This is a genomic window from Streptococcus pluranimalium (assembly GCF_047785705.1).
Classification (GTDB): Bacteria; Bacillota; Bacilli; order Lactobacillales; family Streptococcaceae; genus Streptococcus; species Streptococcus pluranimalium_A.
Window position 1 is genome coordinate 1 of record NZ_JBLOJV010000006.1, and the last position, 19,414, is coordinate 19,414.

28 protein-coding genes are annotated in these 19,414 nt (G+C 39.8%); 12 read left to right on the top strand and 16 right to left on the bottom strand.

What is annotated here, in order from left to right:
• Window positions 1-173: 173 nt before the first annotated feature.
• The 15 genes from ACMZ6Z_RS02505 to ACMZ6Z_RS02575 form a co-directional block, all read right to left on the bottom strand.
• Window positions 174-626: a type II toxin-antitoxin system HicB family antitoxin gene (locus ACMZ6Z_RS02505; protein WP_416131093.1), complete on the bottom strand. Its 453-nt coding sequence runs from the start codon at window positions 624-626 to the stop codon at window positions 174-176.
• A 39-nt stretch (window positions 627-665) separates the two neighbouring features.
• Window positions 666-848, bottom strand: a complete 183-nt coding sequence (locus ACMZ6Z_RS02510) for a type II toxin-antitoxin system HicA family toxin (RefSeq protein ID WP_416131169.1) — start codon at window positions 846-848, stop codon at window positions 666-668.
• A gap of 189 nt (window positions 849-1,037) precedes the next feature.
• Window positions 1,038-1,415: a sigma-70 family RNA polymerase sigma factor gene (locus tag ACMZ6Z_RS02515; protein ID WP_416131094.1), complete on the bottom strand. Its 378-nt coding sequence runs from the start codon at window positions 1,413-1,415 to the stop codon at window positions 1,038-1,040.
• A 473-nt stretch (window positions 1,416-1,888) separates the two neighbouring features.
• Window positions 1,889-2,389, bottom strand: a complete 501-nt coding sequence (locus ACMZ6Z_RS02520; protein WP_416131095.1) for a hypothetical protein — start codon at window positions 2,387-2,389, stop codon at window positions 1,889-1,891.
• A gap of 69 nt (window positions 2,390-2,458) precedes the next feature.
• Window positions 2,459-2,899: a hypothetical protein gene (locus ACMZ6Z_RS02525; RefSeq protein ID WP_416131096.1), complete on the bottom strand. Its 441-nt coding sequence runs from the start codon at window positions 2,897-2,899 to the stop codon at window positions 2,459-2,461.
• 334 nt (window positions 2,900-3,233) lie between these two features.
• Window positions 3,234-4,757: a DNA primase family protein gene (locus ACMZ6Z_RS02530; RefSeq protein ID WP_416131097.1), complete on the bottom strand. Its 1,524-nt coding sequence runs from the start codon at window positions 4,755-4,757 to the stop codon at window positions 3,234-3,236.
• Window positions 4,754-5,617: a primase alpha helix C-terminal domain-containing protein gene (locus tag ACMZ6Z_RS02535; RefSeq protein ID WP_416131098.1), complete on the bottom strand. Its 864-nt coding sequence runs from the start codon at window positions 5,615-5,617 to the stop codon at window positions 4,754-4,756. Before ACMZ6Z_RS02535 ends, ACMZ6Z_RS02530 begins: the two co-directional genes overlap by 4 nt.
• On the bottom strand, window positions 5,614-5,886 hold the full coding sequence (locus ACMZ6Z_RS02540; RefSeq protein WP_017768772.1) for a hypothetical protein: 273 nt from the start codon (window positions 5,884-5,886) through the stop codon (window positions 5,614-5,616). The genes ACMZ6Z_RS02535 and ACMZ6Z_RS02540 overlap by 4 nt, the downstream gene beginning before the upstream one ends.
• Window positions 5,879-6,229, bottom strand: coding sequence for a hypothetical protein (locus tag ACMZ6Z_RS02545; protein WP_416131099.1), 351 nt, complete (start codon window positions 6,227-6,229; stop codon window positions 5,879-5,881). Before ACMZ6Z_RS02545 ends, ACMZ6Z_RS02540 begins: the two co-directional genes overlap by 8 nt.
• 78 nt (window positions 6,230-6,307) lie before the next feature.
• Window positions 6,308-6,514 (bottom strand): hypothetical protein, encoded by a 207-nt coding sequence (locus ACMZ6Z_RS02550; RefSeq protein ID WP_416131100.1) that lies wholly within the window; start codon window positions 6,512-6,514, stop codon window positions 6,308-6,310.
• Window positions 6,515-6,517: 3 nt separating this feature from the next.
• Window positions 6,518-6,715, bottom strand: a complete 198-nt coding sequence (locus tag ACMZ6Z_RS02555) for a hypothetical protein (protein ID WP_416131101.1) — start codon at window positions 6,713-6,715, stop codon at window positions 6,518-6,520.
• Window positions 6,675-6,905, bottom strand: a complete 231-nt coding sequence (locus tag ACMZ6Z_RS02560; protein ID WP_416131102.1) for a hypothetical protein — start codon at window positions 6,903-6,905, stop codon at window positions 6,675-6,677. The genes ACMZ6Z_RS02555 and ACMZ6Z_RS02560 overlap by 41 nt, the downstream gene beginning before the upstream one ends.
• Complete coding sequence (locus ACMZ6Z_RS02565; RefSeq protein WP_416131103.1) at window positions 6,895-7,170, bottom strand: hypothetical protein; 276 nt, start codon at window positions 7,168-7,170, stop codon at window positions 6,895-6,897. Before ACMZ6Z_RS02565 ends, ACMZ6Z_RS02560 begins: the two co-directional genes overlap by 11 nt.
• A 388-nt stretch (window positions 7,171-7,558) precedes the next feature.
• Window positions 7,559-8,182, bottom strand: coding sequence for a Rha family transcriptional regulator (locus tag ACMZ6Z_RS02570; RefSeq protein WP_416131104.1), 624 nt, complete (start codon window positions 8,180-8,182; stop codon window positions 7,559-7,561).
• Between the two features lie 10 nt (window positions 8,183-8,192).
• Window positions 8,193-8,390 (bottom strand): helix-turn-helix domain-containing protein, encoded by a 198-nt coding sequence (locus tag ACMZ6Z_RS02575; protein ID WP_023370983.1) that lies wholly within the window; start codon window positions 8,388-8,390, stop codon window positions 8,193-8,195.
• A gap of 161 nt (window positions 8,391-8,551) precedes the next feature.
• Between ACMZ6Z_RS02575 and ACMZ6Z_RS02580 the strand changes: the two genes are divergently transcribed.
• The 10 genes from ACMZ6Z_RS02580 (at window position 8,552) to ACMZ6Z_RS02625 (ending at window position 16,588) form a co-directional block, all read left to right on the top strand.
• Window positions 8,552-9,283: a helix-turn-helix domain-containing protein gene (locus ACMZ6Z_RS02580; RefSeq protein WP_416131105.1), complete on the top strand. Its 732-nt coding sequence runs from the start codon at window positions 8,552-8,554 to the stop codon at window positions 9,281-9,283.
• A 395-nt stretch (window positions 9,284-9,678) separates the two neighbouring features.
• The gene (locus tag ACMZ6Z_RS02585) at window positions 9,679-10,824 is read left to right on the top strand and encodes a tyrosine-type recombinase/integrase (RefSeq protein ID WP_416131106.1); all 1,146 of its coding nucleotides are present in this window, start codon (window positions 9,679-9,681) and stop codon (window positions 10,822-10,824) included.
• A gap of 95 nt (window positions 10,825-10,919) precedes the next feature.
• Window positions 10,920-11,156, top strand: a complete 237-nt coding sequence (locus ACMZ6Z_RS02590; protein WP_416131107.1) for a DUF2829 domain-containing protein — start codon at window positions 10,920-10,922, stop codon at window positions 11,154-11,156.
• Window positions 11,149-11,850 carry a 3-oxoacyl-ACP reductase gene (locus ACMZ6Z_RS02595; protein ID WP_416131108.1) on the top strand — a complete coding sequence of 234 codons (702 nt, stop codon included), beginning with the start codon at window positions 11,149-11,151 and terminating at the stop codon, window positions 11,848-11,850. The genes ACMZ6Z_RS02590 and ACMZ6Z_RS02595 overlap by 8 nt, the downstream gene beginning before the upstream one ends.
• Before the next feature lie 170 nt (window positions 11,851-12,020).
• Complete coding sequence (locus ACMZ6Z_RS02600) at window positions 12,021-12,467, top strand: ASCH domain-containing protein (protein WP_416131109.1); 447 nt, start codon at window positions 12,021-12,023, stop codon at window positions 12,465-12,467.
• Window positions 12,468-12,470: 3 nt separating this feature from the next.
• On the top strand, window positions 12,471-13,469 hold the full coding sequence (locus tag ACMZ6Z_RS02605; protein WP_416131110.1) for a Gfo/Idh/MocA family protein: 999 nt from the start codon (window positions 12,471-12,473) through the stop codon (window positions 13,467-13,469).
• 156 nt (window positions 13,470-13,625) lie between these two features.
• Window positions 13,626-15,017 (top strand): bifunctional UDP-N-acetylglucosamine diphosphorylase/glucosamine-1-phosphate N-acetyltransferase GlmU, encoded by a 1,392-nt coding sequence (gene glmU, locus ACMZ6Z_RS02610; RefSeq protein WP_416131111.1) that lies wholly within the window; start codon window positions 13,626-13,628, stop codon window positions 15,015-15,017.
• Between the two features lie 15 nt (window positions 15,018-15,032).
• Window positions 15,033-15,581: an NUDIX domain-containing protein gene (locus tag ACMZ6Z_RS02615; protein WP_416131112.1), complete on the top strand. Its 549-nt coding sequence runs from the start codon at window positions 15,033-15,035 to the stop codon at window positions 15,579-15,581.
• Between the two features lie 6 nt (window positions 15,582-15,587).
• Complete coding sequence (macP, locus tag ACMZ6Z_RS02620) at window positions 15,588-15,884, top strand: cell wall synthase accessory phosphoprotein MacP (RefSeq protein ID WP_416131113.1); 297 nt, start codon at window positions 15,588-15,590, stop codon at window positions 15,882-15,884.
• 14 nt (window positions 15,885-15,898) lie between these two features.
• The gene (locus tag ACMZ6Z_RS02625; protein WP_416131114.1) at window positions 15,899-16,588 is read left to right on the top strand and encodes a 5'-methylthioadenosine/adenosylhomocysteine nucleosidase; all 690 of its coding nucleotides are present in this window, start codon (window positions 15,899-15,901) and stop codon (window positions 16,586-16,588) included.
• Window positions 16,589-16,751: 163 nt separating this feature from the next.
• Here ACMZ6Z_RS02625 and ACMZ6Z_RS02630 read toward each other — a convergent pair whose 3' ends face one another.
• The gene (locus ACMZ6Z_RS02630; protein ID WP_416131115.1) at window positions 16,752-17,399 is read right to left on the bottom strand and encodes a metal-dependent transcriptional regulator; all 648 of its coding nucleotides are present in this window, start codon (window positions 17,397-17,399) and stop codon (window positions 16,752-16,754) included.
• 146 nt (window positions 17,400-17,545) lie between these two features.
• Between ACMZ6Z_RS02630 and ACMZ6Z_RS02635 the strand changes: the two genes are divergently transcribed.
• Window positions 17,546-18,481 carry a metal ABC transporter solute-binding protein, Zn/Mn family gene (locus ACMZ6Z_RS02635; protein WP_416131116.1) on the top strand — a complete coding sequence of 312 codons (936 nt, stop codon included), beginning with the start codon at window positions 17,546-17,548 and terminating at the stop codon, window positions 18,479-18,481.
• Window positions 18,482-18,655: 174 nt separating this feature from the next.
• Window positions 18,656-19,414: a metal ABC transporter ATP-binding protein gene (locus tag ACMZ6Z_RS02640; RefSeq protein ID WP_416131117.1), complete on the top strand. Its 759-nt coding sequence runs from the start codon at window positions 18,656-18,658 to the stop codon at window positions 19,412-19,414.

A 19,414-nucleotide genomic window follows, 5' to 3' on the forward strand; every position in this document is an offset into this window, starting at 1 on the left:
TACCACGTTATCACTCGAATAGATAAACGCTGCGAAGCGCGTGGTTGACAATTTTGTTGACCTTAACAAGTCAGTTTCAAGCTATTGTCACGCGCAAACCTACTGTATTTTACTGTTTCATACTGTATCCAATAACGCAAAAACAGACCGAAAACGGTGTCGGTCTGCTAATATTAAGCATGAATTCTTTTATCTGCAATAGCGTCTGTTAAGGTCTGTGAGAAATTTAGCCCCAACTCACGCCCTAAAGTATCCGCCCAACGTGGGATAGTTAGAGTTTTCTTTATAGGTTCTTGACTGCCTAAATACTCGGCAACATCAACCATAACCATAGAAATAAAAGACTTACTAGGGTCATAGATAAGCTCTATATCCTCATCATCACGGAAAGGGTTATTATCTGCTAAAGATAAGGTGTTAATAGGGGTAGGAGTGGGAATATCTCGTCCATTCTCAATATAATCAGCTAGGTTAATGCCTAACCAATCGCTAGCCATTGCCATAGCGTCAGCCATATTCTCGCCTTGAGTTGCTGAATGTTCAAAATCTGGGAAAGTGACAAAGTAAGGGGCGTTAGCTCCGTCTGTATCGTCAAAATAAAATAAAGCTGGATAAGTGACAAGCATAGTTTACCTCCAAAATGAAAGACAAGCGGGGGACTGCCTTTATAACAGCCCTGCTTGCTTTTTGATACCCCTTTCGGTGTATTTGTTAATTTCACCGTGGGGAATGGTTATAGGTCGCTCGCCTGCTTTTTCAAGTTTAACGTGTGCCCCTTTACCCCCTTTGGTCTTTGTCCAACCGTTGGCGGTAAGAAGTTTAACCATTTCTTTTTGTGTCATAGGCAGAGCGCTTTTACCTCCTGACAATATCATTATATCATACGTGCAACACGTATTCAAGTAAAAGAAAATAATCTTGTCTAATGTTAGTTATCAAAAATAGCCCCTAAAATCGTTTCTAAGGGCTTTGAGTTGGATTGTGATTAATTTATCGGACAAGATAAAACACGCGCCAAAATAGGGCTTATATTAAGTCTAGTAACGTTCTAACTGATTTTGTAACTGCTCTAAGTTCTTAATGGCTTTTCTTTGTATACTTTGAACTTCTTTACCTTTTAGCCCTAAAAAATTAGCTAGGTTCTTAGTTTTTATGCCTTTGATATATTGTGCCGTTAATACATCACGTTGCCTTTTATCTGATAACTGATTGATTAAGTCAGCCATATATTGCCGTCTAGCTGTGATTTCTCTAATGGCTGTTAGTATTTCAGTTTCTTGGGGTTCTAGTAGTGCTGGCTGTGATTTGAATTGTTCCCTTACCTGTACTAGCTCGATTTCTAGGCTTTCAATGAATGGCTTTAAGTCTCTAGCGTTTCTTAGTTGCTCGTTAATCGTCATATTGATTTCAAACATAATTTAATACCTCGATATGACTATGATTATATCAAAAATAGCGCGTGTTCTTTGCTTTATCTTTGCTTCAATTCTGAGAAGTTTTCATTGTTCGTCCATTGTTCGATTGGGTAAAGTCTCTTGGTTTGCTCTAGGTTCAAACTATAAAATCTTCTCTGTTCATGGGGGATTTTCTCGCTGTTCCCTCGTTGTTCAAGCACTCAATCCAGCAAGTAACACATACTAAAATATCACCATTATTTATTGACCTAGCCTTGTTAAAATCTTGCTAGATTTTCATTCTGTACCTAGCCATAATCTCAGCAATTTTTAGAACGCTTTGCTATTTGATCACGGCTCTTAAATCTGATGAAATCAATGTTTGTAGGTTTTTAGCGTCCATAAAAGTAGGTATTCCGATCACTCGCGATTTACCTCTGGCCGGTCGGTCAAGTGATCTAAAGACTCCTGTTTGAGTTATGACTCGCTGTCCGTTATTTTAATCCCCCCAACCAATAGCTCACCCCTTTATCTAAATAGCTAGTAAACTTTCTGTAATGTTTCCAGTATGTCTTAGCTCTCATTCTTTTTGGTCTGCTAGGAAAATTGTCATAATCAACGTATCCTTTTTCTGGATAGTAACTGGGGTCTATCTTTCTAGCCTCTTTAAAAGCTAGCTCAAAATAATACTGACAATCTGTTTTACTTCGGTTTAGTGTTTTCTTGTAGACTTGTTGACACATTCCACAACCAAAATACAGATATTGCTTATAAAGTTTCCTGCACCGCTTACCACAATCAGGACAAAGAAAGAAGTAGCGGATACCTCCGTAAGTGCCTGGTATGCTAGCTAGTTTTATCTGTTGGCTATCATAGCTAACAGTTAAGTTGTTGAGGTCAATAGTGATAGTCTGACCTCTCAACTGTCCACATGCTTTTGATGACCCTTTTTCTTTTAGTGGTTTGACTATCTTTTCTATGGTCAATTCAATCATTTTCCCCTCCCTTATTGGCAAAACCCAAATTTATTGATTAAACAACAAAAGAGGCGCGTGCCTCTCTGTTCAATCTTTGGCTAGTAGCCCACTGACTGCCACATCTCGGATAAACTGGCTTTCTATCTCTGCTGGTAGCTCTAACAAATCTAGTAACTCACCTAGTGCCTGTTTGTCTGTGCTGGCAATCATTTTCTTTAAGGTGTTTTCGTATTGCTGTTCTAGATAGTCGCAAAATGCCAATCTTTGGGCTTGTGTTGGTGATAGGTTTAAAGTCATATAACAAGCCTCAGCTACCTGTGAGAATAGCTTAGCACGCGCCTCTGGGTGCTTGTACAGTTCATAGATGTTTAGACTAGTATCTTCTGCCTGTAACTTTTGAGCTATCTCTAGTAGTTTGGGAATATCGCCAACTTCCACGGGTGTATCATCAGCAATATAATTTAGGCGGTGTTGTTCAAGTTCTGATCTATCCTTTTCAGCTTGTTCTAGGTAGTCGTTTTCTGTCATTTTTTAGTCTCCATTTTCTGCTTTAAGATAAATTATGTAAACTTTTGCTATTTGTGACCATCTTTGAAAAAACTTGGTCACACCTTTTAAGCTAGTAGTACCAAGGGTTTAGGTGGTGCCAAAATCTTGTGACCGTCTTTTGAAAAATTATTTATATAAAAAAGATGAAATGATTTCCAACTCCTATATATATAAATAAAAATCTTGGTCACATGGTCACATTTTAATAATTTAGGTGTAAAAAGTCAGTATTATCAAGGGTTTCAGCGTGTGACCGTTTTTTAAAATCTTGGTCACATCTTGGTCACACGGTCACAAACTTTGATCCCTCTTACTATTCTTTGTCGTCTTTATGTATTCCCTTTGGAACTCCGCTCAGTTTTCTACCGTAAAACTCATTAGGGTCTAACTTTTTATAATCCTCTATGGGTACTCGACCAGACTTTATGGTATATGTTCCATCACTTTCTTTGTTCAGTACAGCAAGCATTTTCTTGCCGTAACCGTATAGATTGGCGTTTTTGATACCCTCATCCTCTGTAAATTCTTCTAGCCATTGCTTGATAATGGGTAGTGGTACATGTTGCAATTCATGATAGCCGTTAGGGATGTAAGTTCCGACCACAAAAGAATAATAAAAGTCGTTATCCTCCTTGTACTCGTCTAACATGTCTTTGACTGCTTTAGGTTCAATGAATTTATCAAATTCCGCCATATTTAGGATTTGATAGAGTACCCATCCTAAAAGCTCTTTGTTTTTAATAAAATCGTCTTTGATTTCTGGGCGTTCTACTGTACCATTAAAATCAGCGTTAAAGGGTACGATACATAACCGCCTATACCAGCCTTGTGATTTGTTGCGACTTCTAGGGATACCATTACCAGAAAAGATACATAGTAGGCGATAGGTAGCCTCATAGGGCTGTAAATGTTTAGGGTTTACTTGGATAGTATCGCCTGTGACAATACTCATTAGGTCGGAAACACTGTCCAGGTATTTGTCAGAAATATCATCACCAACATTACAAACCTTTCCATTAAGCGCTGAAAGTAGGTGCTGTTCTTGGAATTGGTCTGGTTTAAGGTTGCTGATGTTTTCCTTGCCTATCAGATTTTCTAATAGAGCTTGAAATGTCCCTTTTCCGTTGTTCCCATCTCCAGTTAAAATGACCATCTTTTTGCGCGTGCGGTTGGGATTGATAGCCTCGTTCATGACTTGCCAAAGTAGTGTGATGATTTCTTGATCGCCACAAGCAAGAGTACCTAACCACTTATCAAAATCAAACCAGCCACCAAGTAAAGGCTTTTTAGCCTCTGGGTTGTATGCTGTGGTTATCTTGGTTGTGATAATATGCTTAGGGTTAAATGGTTCTAATTGTTTAGTATGTAAGTTAAAAATGCCATTTCTGACTGGTATTAAATAGCTTTCCTGCATAGGGGGCTTGATTTTTGTTTCTGTCCTTAGAAAAATAATCACTTCTTCGGTAAATCGCTTAGATGTCAGCCTGCTATCAAATTTCAGAATTAACTTATTGACTATATCACGGCTAGCAATATAATAGCCTAAATCTAAATGGTAGATGTATAGCTGGCTACTGTCTGTTAGTTTGCTGTACCCAATAAAGGTAAAATAGCAATTTTTGAGTAAAATATTAGCTACTTCAGCAACACTAGGGCGTGGTATTTTGGTTTCTACCTCGCCTTTTCTGTTACCTTTAGTGATTTCTTTTTCTTCTTTATGTTCATCACGCCAAGCCTCGCCTAATGATTGTAAAAGTTGGTACAGCTCTTTCATAGTTTGGGGCTTTTTAACTTGTTTGGCGTTATCTAATTCTTGTTGTAATTCATTGATATTCACATTCTCGACCTCTTTCTAATTTCAGATTTTACGATACTTTCAAAAGTTCTATCTAACTCCCTTTGTGGGATTGGCTTATTAGTTACGCTGTTAGCTATTTGTGCAAGCTCATAAGCTGTTTCTACGTCACAATCAACCCATTTATTAAGGAGTAGCCCCACAAAACGCGTGAGTGCCACGTTACGCCCTCCCTCGTTACCAAAACCATGTAATAAGGTATCTATCACGCGCATAGTCATGGATTTTCTTTTAGGTTGCTGATTATTTGGTACAGAGTAAGCAGTAGTAGGATGATCAGATAATGGCTGGCCAGGCACGATATAATCATATCCTCTGTTTACAATTATTTGATAATCTACTAGCTCTCCAGTTGTCACTGGTAAGCCTTGCAACTGTGACCAGGTAAGACTTGCTGTGTCATAAGGTAACCCTATTTTTTCAGCTATTTCAGTTACAACTTGCTTATAGGTTGCCTCATTCATCACATTACTAGGCTTAATTACAAGCCTAAAACGCTGTTTTTCGGCTGTGTGCTTAATAGTTGGGTAAATGATATAGGAAAAGGCACTAAGTGCCTCAGAAACGATTTTAGGGAGGTCTATGCCTGTCTCTATATCGTCATAGTCTAAGAAAATCAAATCACGATAGACAAGGCTAACATTATTACGCTTATAACTTCCATTGGTATCTGGTTTCACTTTACCACTCAAACAGTAAGGGGCTTGTGTCCGCTTAAATTCTTCAAGGTCAACCTCTTGTGGTACAACCATAGGCTTAAATTTAGAGATATATTCAAAAGGTTCTAATTTATCGAAAGGGTGCAAGGTATTGCTGAACCCTCTAGCCTCGTATATTGTCATTTCTCTGCTCCTAAAAATATTAAAAGGTCGTCAATTTTATAAAAGACTTTGCGCGTGTCCTCGATAGGAGGGGTAAGCCTTTTTAAGCCTGCACGCTCCCAACGTTGCAAAGTTTTATAATCTACATCCAGTTCATCTTTTATCTGTTTGGGAGTGATTAAGCCTGTTATCCGTGGTTTGGGTTTTAGATATTCTTTTAGAAACCCAGATATTAGTGATAATATGCCGCGTTTTAGACTGTTTTCACTCTCTTTGCTTAAACTAAACATTCATATCAGCCCCTTTCAGTAACTCCTTATAGCTATCAAGGTCAGCATTTAACAAAACACTTAGGCGCTTTTGTTCTTCCTGTACTTGGTTGTAAAAGGCTTTAGCACCGTCTAACAACTCAGCCTTATCTGCTGGGATAAAGTACCCACGATTGAAACCATGTCTTACGCCAATGATAGGAACACCGTAGCGCGTGATTAAACGGCTGATGATACTTTGTACTGTCCTTTCTTCCAACTTCAAAATAAGGGCTATTTCTGCCCCTGTGGTAGGGTTGTCAGCTCCTACCTTGATAAGATTAAGGACACGTCTATAATTCTCTGGTAGCGGTGGTAGTGTCATTCTGTTACCTCCGTTTGCTTATCTGGTGCATTTTCTGGGTTTGGGTAAATGTCTATTGTGTATGTCATGTAATGCCTCCTAGTTAAATTTCTTGCCAGCAAGCCAAATATAAGCCCCATAGTGCTCTTTTACGTGGTCTGTGGTGTTTTCCCCTACCTCATCAATTTGTGGGCTAATATCAAGCTCTATATAGCTCTCATAACGCCATAACAAGACGAGAAAAACCAAACACACGATAATCAAGATAATATTTTGTGTTGGTGTTAGATTTAGTTCATTTTGCATGTCTTACCTCGCTTGATAGTTGTCAATATAGTTTTGTTGCTGGTCAGAGGTCATAGATAAATAAACACTAACTTCTTCGCGTGTCACTTTTTTATCTATAAAATCCTCGATAAATTGAAATAGATTAGGAGTATTTTCTTTTATCTCTGCTAGAAGTTCATCAAATTCTTGTTGTGTCATGTTGTTTAAATTCATTGTCATACTCCTTGAAAAATTTATCTGATAATTCTGTGTGTTCTGAAACAAGATGCTTTAGTCCATTGGTTGCTACTGCTACAAGAGCTGTTGCTTTGTCTTGATCAATATCACTAATAGCTATCTCTAAGGTGCTGATAACATTTTCCAGCTCTGCACATAGCAATTCATAGTTGCTTAAAATCTTATCGTTCATGTTGTCTAATAGCCTCCAATTCTTTATCATCATCACAATTTATCAACTTACAAGCGATTAAATCTAAGTCTTGATATAGCTGTCCAGTTATTTCAAAAATAACGCTAAATGCTTGTTTTGTTTGATGATGTAAAATAGTGCTATCTGCTCCAGCATTATCAGCAAGTAATAAAGCATTGCCTAGCTGTTGGATAATTTCAATACGTGGGAGCAACTCAGCGATTTGGTTGCCTTGTTGCTTGATGTTTCGTGTGCTTAATGCCATATTTTGATACCTCGTTATCATATTTTTCTGTGTAATTGCCTCATGCTCTCGGTCGCCTAATTTCTGAGTGTGGGGCTTTGGTTGGTGCTTTTCAAATTGGTTTCTTGTGTTATGCTATTTTTAAGAGTTAGTTCTCTCCGTATGGTCAAGATACCTAAATCATGGTATAATCTAAGTATCAATAAAATACTAAAATCCCTTTAATAACGGCTTGCCTGCCCTATTATTGTGCTTTAGTTTAATTGTGTGAAAAGGCTTGGAAGTTTGGTCGCTATCAAAGCCTTTTTTTATTGCTCTCACGCGCCCACAAGGTGCGTTTTTTAATCATCTTCTGGGCTATCTGTTGTAAATGCCCATAGTAAAAGGTGTAGAAGTGCTGTTAGTGTGCCTATTGTGATTCCTCCGTTTTCTGTCTGAATACCATTGTTTTTATATCTTGGTAACTCATGCCTAGGTTAATCATAGCAATAGCCATGTCTTCTAATGCCTGGTATCTGATAAGCTCTTGACTGGTTAGGCTATCGATGCCATTATGACCGCCACGTTGTGCCATAAGTTGCTTTTTATTCAATCCGCTAGCGCCTTTTAGTAGCAAGTTGTTAACGGTTGGGTGCGCGTGTTTCGGTGCTTGTTCCCATGTCTCTATACTATCGTGCAAGGTTTTGCGCTTTGGCTTTTCTAAAGCCCTCTGATAGCGGAACTCTGCCACCTCTTTTCGTAACTCAAAGAATGCTTTAACTAGGTTTGTTTTGAAATTGACAACCTGAGGAGTGTTATCCAGATAAGTGATCAGCAAAGTGGCCTGTTGCTCGTTTAAGTGATAGACCTTTTTGGGTCTCCCTTTTCCATTTAATTTATGGATTTCAAATCCATAAAATCCAAACGCCTCAAATCGTTCTTTATGATTTCTTAATAGGCGTGTAACAGTGTGGTGCTGTACCCCAGCACATTCTGCGATAATCTCGCTAGTGGTGTACGGCTCTTTCTTGCCGTCCATGTAAACAATGTTCATTGTGCGCCTCCTAGTTTTCTACTGTCAGCAGTTCATCAATAGTTACACCTAGATAATCAGATACCTTTTGTAAGGTTTCAATATCCGGGCGCTTAGTACGCTCATAGTATAGTGAGATAAGTGCGCTTTTTGATATACCTGTTGCCTCGTGAACGTCACTAACTTTTTTACGTTGTTTTGCCAATATGACACGAAAATTATTATTCATATCGTCAACCTTTCTTTTAGTTATTCTATGCAATAATTATTGCACAAAATAATAATATCCAATAAAAAATAAATTGTCAACAAAAAAATTATTCTTCGCGATAATTTTTTGTTGAGTATTCTGGAAGATAATTGTAAAATGAATATAAAGGAGGGATGGTTGTGATAAAAAATAATTTAGCAAATATCTTGAAGACAAAAGAAAAAACAGCTGCATGGCTATCGGTTAAAACTGGGATAACTCCAGCAGCCTTGTCTAAAATTGTTAATAACAGTAGTACAAAAATAGATTACATAACATTAAATAAAATTTGTTTGGCGTTAAAAATAGAGCCCAAGGATTTTTTTGACTTTTTACCCTATGATTATGAAGTAGAAAGTATGTACGAAAATAAAGATATAAAAGTTTCTCTAAAATCATTTGAATTAGATGAAAAACCGAACAGTTCTCAAATAGAGAGCTTAGATTTTTATCAGCATCAAGCTGATAATATAGATATTGAAGTTAGTTGTGATTTTGGGTTAGAAGTTAATTTTATGAATACCCCTATGGGAGATAATTATAGTATCTGGTATATCTCAGCTTACTTTTATGATTTGGATTATAATTCTTTTACTGTTAGCATAGATATTGACGATGATAGTATTGGTTTTCTAAAAAAATATATTGCACCTTATGATAAGGGAGAATTATTCAAAAAAATTAAGCGTGAAATAATTTCAAAAATTCAATCTAATTATTCTAATTGGTTCGAAAATCAATATGGAAAAGTTAGTAAAGAAGAATATGGATTTTTAAAATCATTAGATTGGTGGATTGGTGAAGGTACTCGAGTTTACAAAGTGAATGATGAAGAAATTCAAAAAATGATTGATATTGAAAATAAAGATTAACCTACGCGCCTATATAGGCTTTTATGCTCACATTTGCCAACATTCCAAAACCTGAAAGATAGACTTTTCTAGGTTTTCTGCGTGCTACACCTTAAAAAAATGTCTAGTTTTGTCAAGTTTTGTAAAGACATCTTTCATCATATTTCAACAAAATTAGTATTTTTTAGTAAAATGCGCGTGGTACAAAATTGTTTTACCTTACCAAAACCTTACCATTTCATAAAGGCGCTCAAATGCTTTGTATAGCGTTTTAACCCCAATAAATATAAATAGACTATCTACCCCAAATAAACGAAAATAGGGGCTTTCTCGTAAGCCTCAGCATGATATAAACCTAATAACTCAAAATCTTTTTAATAATGGCTTGCCTGCTGATGTTTAGAAAGGTTTTTATCATGAAAATCAAACCAATTACAAAGAAAAACGGTACTATCGTGTACCGAGCTAATGTTTACTTAGGTACTGATCAGGTAACGGGTAAGAAAGCTAAAACAAGCGTAACAGGTAGGACAAGAAAAGAGGTTAAGCAAAAAGCAAAGCACGCGCAAGATGAATTCATTTCTAATGGCTACACGGTTACTAAAGTTGTGCCAATAAAGAATTATCAAGAATTGGCCGAGTTATGGCTAGAAAGTTACCAGCTTACGGTAAAGCCTCAGACATTCATAGCAACTAAGAGAATGCTCTATAATCACTTAATACCAGTCTTTGGTGCTTTGAAATTAAATAAGCTATCTGTTAGCTATATTCAAGGCTTTATCAATGATTTATCTACTGAGTTGGTACATTATAGCGTTGTCCACTCAATCAATAGGCGTGTGTTACAATATGGGGTATCTCTCCAGTTATTGCCATTCAATCCTGCGCGTGATGTTATATTGCCTAAAGTACCAAAAAGGGAAAATAAGGCTATTAAGTTCATAGCTCCAGAAGATTTAAAAGCGTTAATGGCTTACATGGAAAAGCTAGCCAATAAGAAATTTAGCTATTTCTTTGATTATGTTCTATACAGCGTTTTACTTGCTACTGGTTGCCGATTTGGGGAAGTAGTAGCCCTAGAATGGTCTGATATTGACCTAGATAACGGCACTATCAGCATAACAAAGAATTACAGTAGGTTATTAAAGTTAATTGGTGCGCCAAAAAGCAAAGCAGGGGTTAGGGTCATCAGCATAGACAAGAAAACAATCAATCTGCTACGCCTTTACAAGAATAGGCAGCGACAATTATTTATAGAGACTGGGGCGCGTATTTCTGCGGTGGTGTTTGCGACACCTACGAAAGAATATCAAAACATGGCGACTAGACAGGGCAGTCTGGACAGGCGGTGTGCTGAAATTGCTATCCCTAGATTTACCTTTCACGCTTTCCGACACACTCACGCTAGTTTATTGCTAAATGCTGGTATCAGCTATAAAGAATTACAATACCGCCTAGGTCATGCTACTTTAGCTATGACTATGGATATTTACGGACACCTATCAAAAGACAAAGAAAAAGAGGCTGTTTCCTATTACGAAAAAGCCATAAATTCTTTATAAGTCCACAAAAAGGTGAACAAATTTATATTTTAGAACTCATAGGCTAATTGAAAAGCCTATTAAATCAACGATTACAGACGATAAAGGAGAAAATCATGACATTTGAAGAGATTTTACCAGGGTTAAAAGCCAAGAAAAAATACGTTCGTGCTGGCTGGGGAGGGGCTGAGAATTACGTTCAGCTCTTTGAGACGATTGAGGTTAATGGTGAGAAGTTGCCAGCGACGCCGTATTTCCTGATCAATGTGTCTGGAGAAGGCGAAGGCTTTAGCATGTGGAGTCCGACTCCCTGCGATGTTTTAGCCAATGACTGGGTGGCAGTGGATGACTAAGAGCGTTTTAGTGACGGGGGCAGCATCTGGGATTGGTCTTGCACAAGCACGTCTTTTTTTGGAAAATGGCTACGCGGTTTATGGGGTCGACAAGTCGGCAAGGCCAGACTTGTCTCATCCAAACTTCCAGTTTTTTCAGATGGATTTGACCAAGGATTTGGCGCTGCTTTACGAACAAGTTCCCGAGGTTGATATCCTATGTAATACCGCTGGCGTCTTAGATGACTATAAGCCCCTATTAGACATTTCTGAGGCGGCGTTTCAAGCGATTTTTACGACGAATGTGTTTGCAACAGTAGCTATAACGCGTCATTATCTCGCTAACATGGTGGCCAAAGGTTCAGGGACAATCATTAACATGTGCTCTATTGCAAGTTTTCTGGCTGGGGGCGGTGGGGCTGCCTACACTGCTGCCAAGCATGCTCTAGCAGGATTAACCCGCCAGCTGGCCTTAGATTATGCCAAAGAGGGGATTCAAGTTTTTGGCATTGCTCCAGGGGCTGTAAAGACAGGCATGACCGCAGCGGATTTTGAGCCAGGTGGGCTAGCGGATTGGGTAACCCAAGAAACGCCTATCGGGCGTTGGACTGAACCAGCTGAAATTGCTGAGTTAACCCTGATGCTTGCCTCCGGTAAACTCGCTTCCATGCAAGGAGAAATCGTCAAAATAGACGGTGGTTGGAGTTTGAAGTAGGCACCACAAACGAGAAAAAATCAGAAAAGAATGATGAAACGAAAGAACAATCAAACCAAGGAGAGATGAGGCCGTAAGGAGAATGAGTGTTCACCAAGGTGTGTGAACGGCTTATTATTTTGATTGTCAAAGAATAGTGATCAAGGATAGGGTAGTATTGGAGGTTTAGGATGAAAGCAGTAGAGATGTGGCAAGAATACCAGAACGTTAATCCAAGGATTGGAGATGAGATGGATGCTTGGGCGTTTGGTGTTGAGCCAGACTTACTGGCCCAGTTAGTATTAGACGGAACCAAAACAGCGACGGCATCGGCATTTGATTTGTATGATCAGGAGAGAGAACCGCTCCCTAAAGAGGGATCTTACGACCTTATCTTAGATGGTCAAGGCGAGGCTGTCTGCATTATTGAGACTACAAAGGTTTCTGTGGTGCCTTTTAAAGATGTGTCGGCAGAACACGCTTATAAGGAGGGCGAAGGCGATAGAAGTTTGGCTTACTGGCGAGAGGTTCACGAACCCTTGTTCACAGCATGGCTGATGGAGGCTGGTCTAACTTTTAACCCAGCGTCAAAAGTTGTTTTAGAAGAGTTTAAAGTGGTTTTTAAAGAAGGAGAGTAAGGTATGAAACTAGTATTATTAGGTACTGGTATGATTGTCAAAGAAGTTTTACCAGTCTTAAAAGACATTGATGGCATCGAGTTGGAGGCAATCTTATCGACACCACGATCACTTGATACGGCGCGTGAGTTGGCAAGCACCTATGCCATTCCTCAAGCCACCAGTGACTACGATGAGGTGTTGATCAACCCAGCAGTCGATACGATTTACATCGGTCTACCAAACCATCTGCATTATGACTATGCCAAGAAGGCTTTGTCTGCGGGCAAGCATGTTATTTGTGAAAAGCCATTCACACTGCGCTTGGCAGAGTTAGAGGACTTGATAACAATCGCTGAGCAAAGAGGACTTTTCCTACTGGAAGCCATCACCAATCAATATTTAGAGAATTTTACCTATATCAAAGACAATCTTGACCAGCTAGGTGACATCAAAATCGTCAACTGTCAGTACGCTCAGTATTCGTCGCGCTATGATGCCTTTAAGCGTGGGGACATTGCACCAGCTTTTGACCCAGCCCAAGGTGGCGGCGCTCTTCGTGATTTAAACATCTACAACATCCACCTCCTTGTCGGGCTTTTTGGACAACCTAAGCGTGTTGACTACCTGCCTAATATGGAGAGAGGAGTTGACACCTCGGGTATTTTGATGATGGATTATGGCAGATTCAAGGCAGTTTGTATCGGTGCTAAAGATTGTAGTGCTGAGATCAGATCAAGTATCCAAGGCAACCAAGGTTCTATCGCGGTGCTAGGTGCGACCAATACCATGCCACAAGTCAGTTTGACCTTAAACGGACAAGAGCCAGTAATTATCAATCACAATAGTGATAACCATCGTATGTACGCTGAATTTGTGGCTTTCGAGCAAATACTCTCACAAAATCAAAAAGCTAAAGCCAAAGCAGCCCTAGAGCATAGCCTCTCAGTCATGGCAGTCCTAGAAGCAGCCCTAGAGAGCATGGAGAAGACTGCAGTTGGTGAAGGCTCAAATAATGATTGATAGAAGATGAGACCTTACTTAGTTAGGGTTTGTAAAGAGAGTTGGTTGATAAGGTTTGTTTTCTAACTTTTTCAAAGGCTGTCATTATGCTATAATAGATAGTGCTTAAAGTTTGTAGGAAAGGTTGTTGGATGATTATCTGACAAAGACAATAATATGACGAATTATGCCATTATCTTAGCAGCGGGAAAAGGAACTCGGATGAAATCTGACCTTCCCAAAGTGATGCACAAAGTCGCTGGCCTTCCCATGCTAGAGCATGTGTTTAGGGCCGTTTCAGCTATCAATCCTGAGACAATAGTGACTGTTGTCGGTCACAAGGCTTCATTAGTGCAAGAAGCTCTGGCTCAGAAGACACAATTTGCCATGCAGGCTGAGCAGCTAGGGACTGGTCATGCGGTTATGATGGCTGAAGAGGTCTTGGCTGGTCTTGAAGGGCAAACCCTCGTAATTGCTGGTGATAATCCCTTGATCACTGGTGGGAGCCTCAAGAGCTTGCTTGATTACCATATTAGCCATAAAAATGTCGCCACCATTTTGACGGCTGAAGCTTCTAATCCCTTTGGTTATGGTCGTATTGTTCGTAATAAAGACCAGGAAGTCACCAAGATTGTTGAGCAAAAAGATGCCAATGATTATGAAAAAACCATCACCGAAATCAATACAAGCACTTATCTCTTTGATAATAAACGTCTTTTTGAAGCTCTTCAAAAAATCACAACCAATAATGCTCAAGGGGAGTACTATTTAACAGATCTTATTGGTATTTTTAAAGCGTCTGGTGAAAAAGTTGGTGCGTATAAGCTGCGTGATTTTCAAGAGAGTCTAGGTGTCAATGACCGAGTGGCCCTTGCGACAGCAGAAAAAATCATGCGTTACCGTATCAACAAAGAGCATATGCTTAGGGGGGTGTCTTTCCAAGACCCAGAGACCACCTACATTGATAGTGATGTTGTGATTGCTGAGGAGGTTGTCCTTGAGGCAAATGTCACCCTGAAAGGTCATACCAAGATTGGTCCTGCGACCTTATTGACCAATGGCACATACATCAGTGATTCTGAGATTGGCGCCAATGCTATCATTACCAACTCAACGATTACAGATAGCTTCTTGGCTGACGGTGTGACGGTAGGTCCTTATGCCCATATCCGTCCAGGAACAGAACTAGCCAAAAAGGTTCATATTGGTAACTTTGTAGAGGTAAAAAATAGCAAAATGGGTGACAATACCAAGGCTGGTCATTTGACTTATCTGGGCAATGCTAACATAGGACAAAATGTTAATATTGGTGCTGGGACTATTACTGTTAATTATGATGGTCAACGTAAATTCGAGACGGTTATTGGTGACCAGGCCTTCATCGGGAGTCATTCAACCCTGATTGCGCCTCTTGAGGTAGGAGATAATGCCCTTACAGCAGCGGGGTCAACCATTACCAAAGATGTTCCTAAAGATAGCGTTGCTATTGGGCGATCGCGTCAGGAGACTAAAGAGTTCTACGCTCTTAAACTACCACACCATCCCAATAACCAATCATCAAAACATTGAGAGTGAGGATTTTCCATGGCATTTGAAGAAAAAACCCTAAAGCGTGAGACCGTTTTTGAAGGACAGCTATTGACGGTGGTGGTTGATGACGTTGCCCTACCAAATGGCTTAGGCCAGTCCAAGCGTGAGTTAGTCTTTCATAGTGGCGCTGTTGCAACACTGGCTGTGACACCTGAGGATAAGATTATTTTAGTCAAGCAATATCGCAAGGCTATTGAAGGGATTTCTTACGAGATTCCAGCAGGAAAGCTAGAGGTTGGCGAAGCCGGTTCTGAAAAAGAAGCTGCTGCGCGTGAGTTAGAAGAAGAAACAGGCTACACAGGAGCGTTGACTTTCTTGTATGAGTTCTACACCGCTATTGGCTTTTGTAATGAAAAGATAAAGCTTTATCTGGCAACTCATCTAAACAAGGTTCCCAATCCTCTGCCTCAAGATGAGGATGAAGTTTTGGAAGTCTTAGAACTAAGCTACCAAGACTGTATGGACATGGTCGCATCAGGTCACATACAGGATGCTAAGACCATTATGGCTTTACAATATTATGCGCTTCATATAAGGAAATAACCGCTTATGGGAAAACCATTATTAACCGATGAGATCATTGAGCGTGCCAGTCGTGGTGAACCATTAGATGGTCTTTATCAGGATGATGTTGAGATGAGAAAATCAGAGGCTATATCGACTAGCGAGCTGTTGCGGACTTCTCCTCAGCTGCCTTTCTATGCCACCCAAAAAAAGAAACCGATGATTAAGAGTCGGCGGATTGAGAATGCTAAGCGTCAGGCTTTTCAGACTAAAATCAATCGGATCTTGCTCATTGTTCTTCTGCTTTTTGCCCTCTTGTTGCTTGCGACCTTTTATATTTAAGTGAGAAAATTAAGATGAAAATTGGAATTATTGCTGCTATGGAGCAGGAACTGCGTCTGTTAGTGGAAAAACTTGTGGGGAAAACTGAGGAAATTGTCCTTGGGAATACTTATTATAGTGGGCGTCTTGGTAATCATGACCTTGTCTTGGTGCAATCGGGTGTCGGTAAGGTCATGTCAGCTATGTCAGTTGCGATTTTGGTGGATCATTTTCAGTGCGATGCTTTGATCAATACAGGGTCAGCTGGTGCAGTGGCTGACGGTCTAGGGATTGGAGACCTTGTTGTGGCTGATAGGTTGGTTTATCATGACGTTGATTTGAGAGCTTTTGGTTATGACTATGGGCAGATGTCTATGCAACCGCTCTATTTTGAATCCGATAAGCAGTTTGTTCAGGTTTTTCAGGATGTTTTGGCAGAGGCTTCTGTCAATGCTCAATTAGGCTTGATTGCGACAGGAGACAGTTTTATTGCTGGTCAAGATAAGATTGATGCCATCAAAGCACAGTTTCCAGAGGTGCTGGCTGTTGAGATGGAAGGAGCAGCGATTGCTCAAGCGGCTCAATCTTGTGGGAAACCTTTCATTGTTGTTCGTGCCATGAGCGATACAGCTGCTCACGATGCCAATGTGACCTTTGATACCTTTATCATAGAGGCTGGGAAAGCTTCAGCCCAAATGGTAACAGCCTTTTTGGAAAAATGGTAAGGCCCATCAAAAATCAATTTTTTGATGGGCATACCTGATTATTATCACGGTGACTTAAAAAATGAGAGTGGGACAAGATCAATCATTCGTCAGAAGTTGATCTTGTCCCATTCTCACTATCCGGTATCGGATAAGAAAAAATTAGGGTAAGGTCAGTCGATGGCTATGGCTGTTCAACAAATAGTTGTTCCGTGATGACTGTTGGTAAAATCAGGGTTTTATGCTGGGTTTTTAGCGTCATGGTTTGGGTATAGTGATCGATTTTTTGCAACTCAAAGCGATCTCCCAACTGCAGCTGATTTTCTTCAAGATAATTGAGGAGATCCAGATGATCATGATACCTTTTTAGCTGATAAGTGCCAAGTTCTTTGACATCTGACAAGCGCTTGGTGTAGGTTTCATGCAGTAATTCGTTTTTTCGAGGAATACGACTGCCGTGTGGACACGTTTTTGGAAAATCGAGAATGGCCTCTAGGCGATCAATAAACTTATCTGAAACACTATGCTCTAAAATTTCAGCTTCTTCATGCACTTCTTTGGTCGAGTAGCCCAAATCTTTGATTAAGAATAATTCGATCAGACGGTGTTTACGATAAAGACTTGATATCAAAGCCATTCCCTTTTGAGTGATCAGGTAGCCTTTTTGCTTGTCTTTAAGAATCCAATCTTCTTGAATCATTTTTTTAAGCATTTCAGAAACAGCAGGGGCAGAAACCCCCATCTGGGCAGCGATTTCTTTATTGGTGATTTTGACCTGGCCTTCACCTAATTCATAGATGCGCTTGAGGTAATCTTCTTTATTAGGGGTCATAGGGTATTGCCTTCTTTGTTAGTCTATTAAGATAAGTATAGCAAAAATCAAGAAAAAATGTTGACAAAAGAAATAAAATAAGGTAATCTATTTATAAAATTAAGTATACCTAATTTATTTTATAAACATATTTAAGGAGATTTTAAATGAAAAAAATATTGACATCATTAGCTTTCTTGATGCTGCTGGTCTTTGGCTTGACGGCCTGTGCTTCCAAAACGAGTCAGCCAAAGCCTAACCAAGGCAAAGAGCCAGTTGTTACCGTTACGACTTCTTTTTTAAATGACATGGTCAAGCAGTTGGCTGGAGACTACGTCAAGCGCGAATTGATTATTCCAGCAGGGGAAGACCCTCATCTGTATGTGGCTAAATCCAGTGACCTAAAAAAATTACAGGCAGCTGACTTGGTTTTGTATCACGGTCTGCACTTTGAAGGTAAAATGATTGATGCTTTAGAAGCAAAGGGAACGGCTGTGACCAAATCCTTTTCTAAAGATGAAATTGCCACCATGGATGAAGATGGCGAAGAAGTGGTAGACCCTCATTTTTGGTTTGATATTGACTTGTATAAAAAGGCTGTCACAGAAAGCTCAAAAGCCTTGATAGCTTTGGTACCAGAGCATAAAGAGGCTATCGTTAAAAACACCAAAGCCTATCTAGCTGACTTAGATGACTTAGACCAGTGGAACAAGGAGACTCTATCAGTGATTCCAAAAGAGAGTCGTTATCTGGTAACGCCGCATGATGCTTTCAATTACTTTGCCCGTCGCTATGATTTCACGCTCTACGCCCCACAAGGTGTCAGCACAGACTCAGAGGTCGCAAACAGTGATATGATTGAAACGGTCAATGTGATTAAGGAGCACAATATCAAGGCAATCTTTACGGAGTCAACAACCAATCCTGAGCGTATGAAGAAATTACAGGAAGCTGTTGCCGCTAAAGGTGGCAAGGTCTCTGTCGTAACAGGTGAAGGTAAAGAGTTGTTCTCAGACTCTCTCGCAGCTGAGGGAGAAGAAGGTGACACTTATATCGACATGTACAAGCACAACACCAAACTCATTGTGACGTCTTTGCAATAAAGACTATACTTGGTGGGACATAAGGTCTACTCTAAAAAAGCAAGCCTCAAAAATTTAGGTTCTTGCTTTTTCTTGAGTACGAGATGATTTCTCTTGCTTGTTGACCCTCTTTTTCCCTTTTATTTTTTTAGGAAAGGAATGAGCACTCAAGAAGGGTGCTCATCTATTGATGTTATGGAAACAGCAATTCATATTAAGGATTTATCCGTTTCATATCAATCTCATTTGGCCTTATCGCAGGTGGCTATCGACATCCCTAAAGGGAGTCGAGCGGCGATTGTTGGTCCAAATGGAGCTGGTAAATCAACGCTATTAAAAAGCATTCTTCAGCTAGAACCAATCCAGTCTGGCCAGATCTCTTTGTTAGGGGAGACAAGCCCCAATGCGCAATGGCTAGCTCAAAAGGTAGCCTATATCCCTCAGGCTAATTGTGTTAATTGGCAATTCCCAGCAACGGTTTTTGACATTGTATTGATGGGACGCTACCCTCTTATTACTCATTGGCTCAAAAGACCTGGAAAAAAAGATAAGGAAGCTACCCTAGAAGCTCTTGAAAAACTGGATTTGCTGGATTTGCAAAACCGTCAAATTGACCAGCTATCTGGTGGGCAACGGCAGCGGGTTTTTCTAGCTCGAGCCTTGGCGCAAGAGGCAGAGCTCTACTTGATGGATGAGCCCTTGGCAGGTGTTGATATTAAGACAGAAGAGAAAATCATGGCTCTTCTTTGTGATTTTCAAAAGGAGGGAAAGACCTCTGTTGTCATTCATCATGATATCCAAAGTCTTTCCACCTACTTTGACTATCTGGTTTGGCTCAACAAGACGACCATTGCCCAAGGTCCTATCAATCAAGTCTTGACAGAGGCTAACTATCAACAAACCTATCACAGTCAAGCAAATTCTCTATGGTTACCCAAGGCAAAGGAGTTGTAG

Coding starts and splice junctions, on each gene's coding strand:
- ACMZ6Z_RS02625 (WP_416131114.1), top strand. CDS start 15,899: ATGAAAATTGGAATTATTGCTGCTATGGAGCAGGAACTGCGTCTGTTA.
- ACMZ6Z_RS02615 (WP_416131112.1), top strand. CDS start 15,033: ATGGCATTTGAAGAAAAAACCCTAAAGCGTGAGACCGTTTTTGAAGGA.
- ACMZ6Z_RS02540 (WP_017768772.1), bottom strand. CDS start 5,886: ATGTTTAGTTTAAGCAAAGAGAGTGAAAACAGTCTAAAACGCGGCATA.
- ACMZ6Z_RS02525 (WP_416131096.1), bottom strand. CDS start 2,899: ATGACAGAAAACGACTACCTAGAACAAGCTGAAAAGGATAGATCAGAA.
- ACMZ6Z_RS02605 (WP_416131110.1), top strand. CDS start 12,471: ATGAAACTAGTATTATTAGGTACTGGTATGATTGTCAAAGAAGTTTTA.
- ACMZ6Z_RS02595 (WP_416131108.1), top strand. CDS start 11,149: ATGACTAAGAGCGTTTTAGTGACGGGGGCAGCATCTGGGATTGGTCTT.
- ACMZ6Z_RS02550 (WP_416131100.1), bottom strand. CDS start 6,514: ATGCAAAATGAACTAAATCTAACACCAACACAAAATATTATCTTGATT.
- ACMZ6Z_RS02640 (WP_416131117.1), top strand. CDS start 18,656: ATGGAAACAGCAATTCATATTAAGGATTTATCCGTTTCATATCAATCT.
- ACMZ6Z_RS02545 (WP_416131099.1), bottom strand. CDS start 6,229: ATGACACTACCACCGCTACCAGAGAATTATAGACGTGTCCTTAATCTT.
- ACMZ6Z_RS02600 (WP_416131109.1), top strand. CDS start 12,021: ATGAAAGCAGTAGAGATGTGGCAAGAATACCAGAACGTTAATCCAAGG.
- ACMZ6Z_RS02635 (WP_416131116.1), top strand. CDS start 17,546: ATGAAAAAAATATTGACATCATTAGCTTTCTTGATGCTGCTGGTCTTT.
- glmU (WP_416131111.1), top strand. CDS start 13,626: ATGACGAATTATGCCATTATCTTAGCAGCGGGAAAAGGAACTCGGATG.
- ACMZ6Z_RS02505 (WP_416131093.1), bottom strand. CDS start 626: ATGCTTGTCACTTATCCAGCTTTATTTTATTTTGACGATACAGACGGA.
- ACMZ6Z_RS02630 (WP_416131115.1), bottom strand. CDS start 17,399: ATGACCCCTAATAAAGAAGATTACCTCAAGCGCATCTATGAATTAGGT.
- ACMZ6Z_RS02575 (WP_023370983.1), bottom strand. CDS start 8,390: ATGAATAATAATTTTCGTGTCATATTGGCAAAACAACGTAAAAAAGTT.
- ACMZ6Z_RS02565 (WP_416131103.1), bottom strand. CDS start 7,170: ATGGCATTAAGCACACGAAACATCAAGCAACAAGGCAACCAAATCGCT.
- ACMZ6Z_RS02535 (WP_416131098.1), bottom strand. CDS start 5,617: ATGACAATATACGAGGCTAGAGGGTTCAGCAATACCTTGCACCCTTTC.
- ACMZ6Z_RS02520 (WP_416131095.1), bottom strand. CDS start 2,389: ATGATTGAATTGACCATAGAAAAGATAGTCAAACCACTAAAAGAAAAA.
- macP (WP_416131113.1), top strand. CDS start 15,588: ATGGGAAAACCATTATTAACCGATGAGATCATTGAGCGTGCCAGTCGT.
- ACMZ6Z_RS02570 (WP_416131104.1), bottom strand. CDS start 8,182: ATGAACATTGTTTACATGGACGGCAAGAAAGAGCCGTACACCACTAGC.
- ACMZ6Z_RS02555 (WP_416131101.1), bottom strand. CDS start 6,715: ATGACAATGAATTTAAACAACATGACACAACAAGAATTTGATGAACTT.
- ACMZ6Z_RS02585 (WP_416131106.1), top strand. CDS start 9,679: ATGAAAATCAAACCAATTACAAAGAAAAACGGTACTATCGTGTACCGA.
- ACMZ6Z_RS02590 (WP_416131107.1), top strand. CDS start 10,920: ATGACATTTGAAGAGATTTTACCAGGGTTAAAAGCCAAGAAAAAATAC.
- ACMZ6Z_RS02560 (WP_416131102.1), bottom strand. CDS start 6,905: ATGAACGATAAGATTTTAAGCAACTATGAATTGCTATGTGCAGAGCTG.
- ACMZ6Z_RS02515 (WP_416131094.1), bottom strand. CDS start 1,415: ATGTTTGAAATCAATATGACGATTAACGAGCAACTAAGAAACGCTAGA.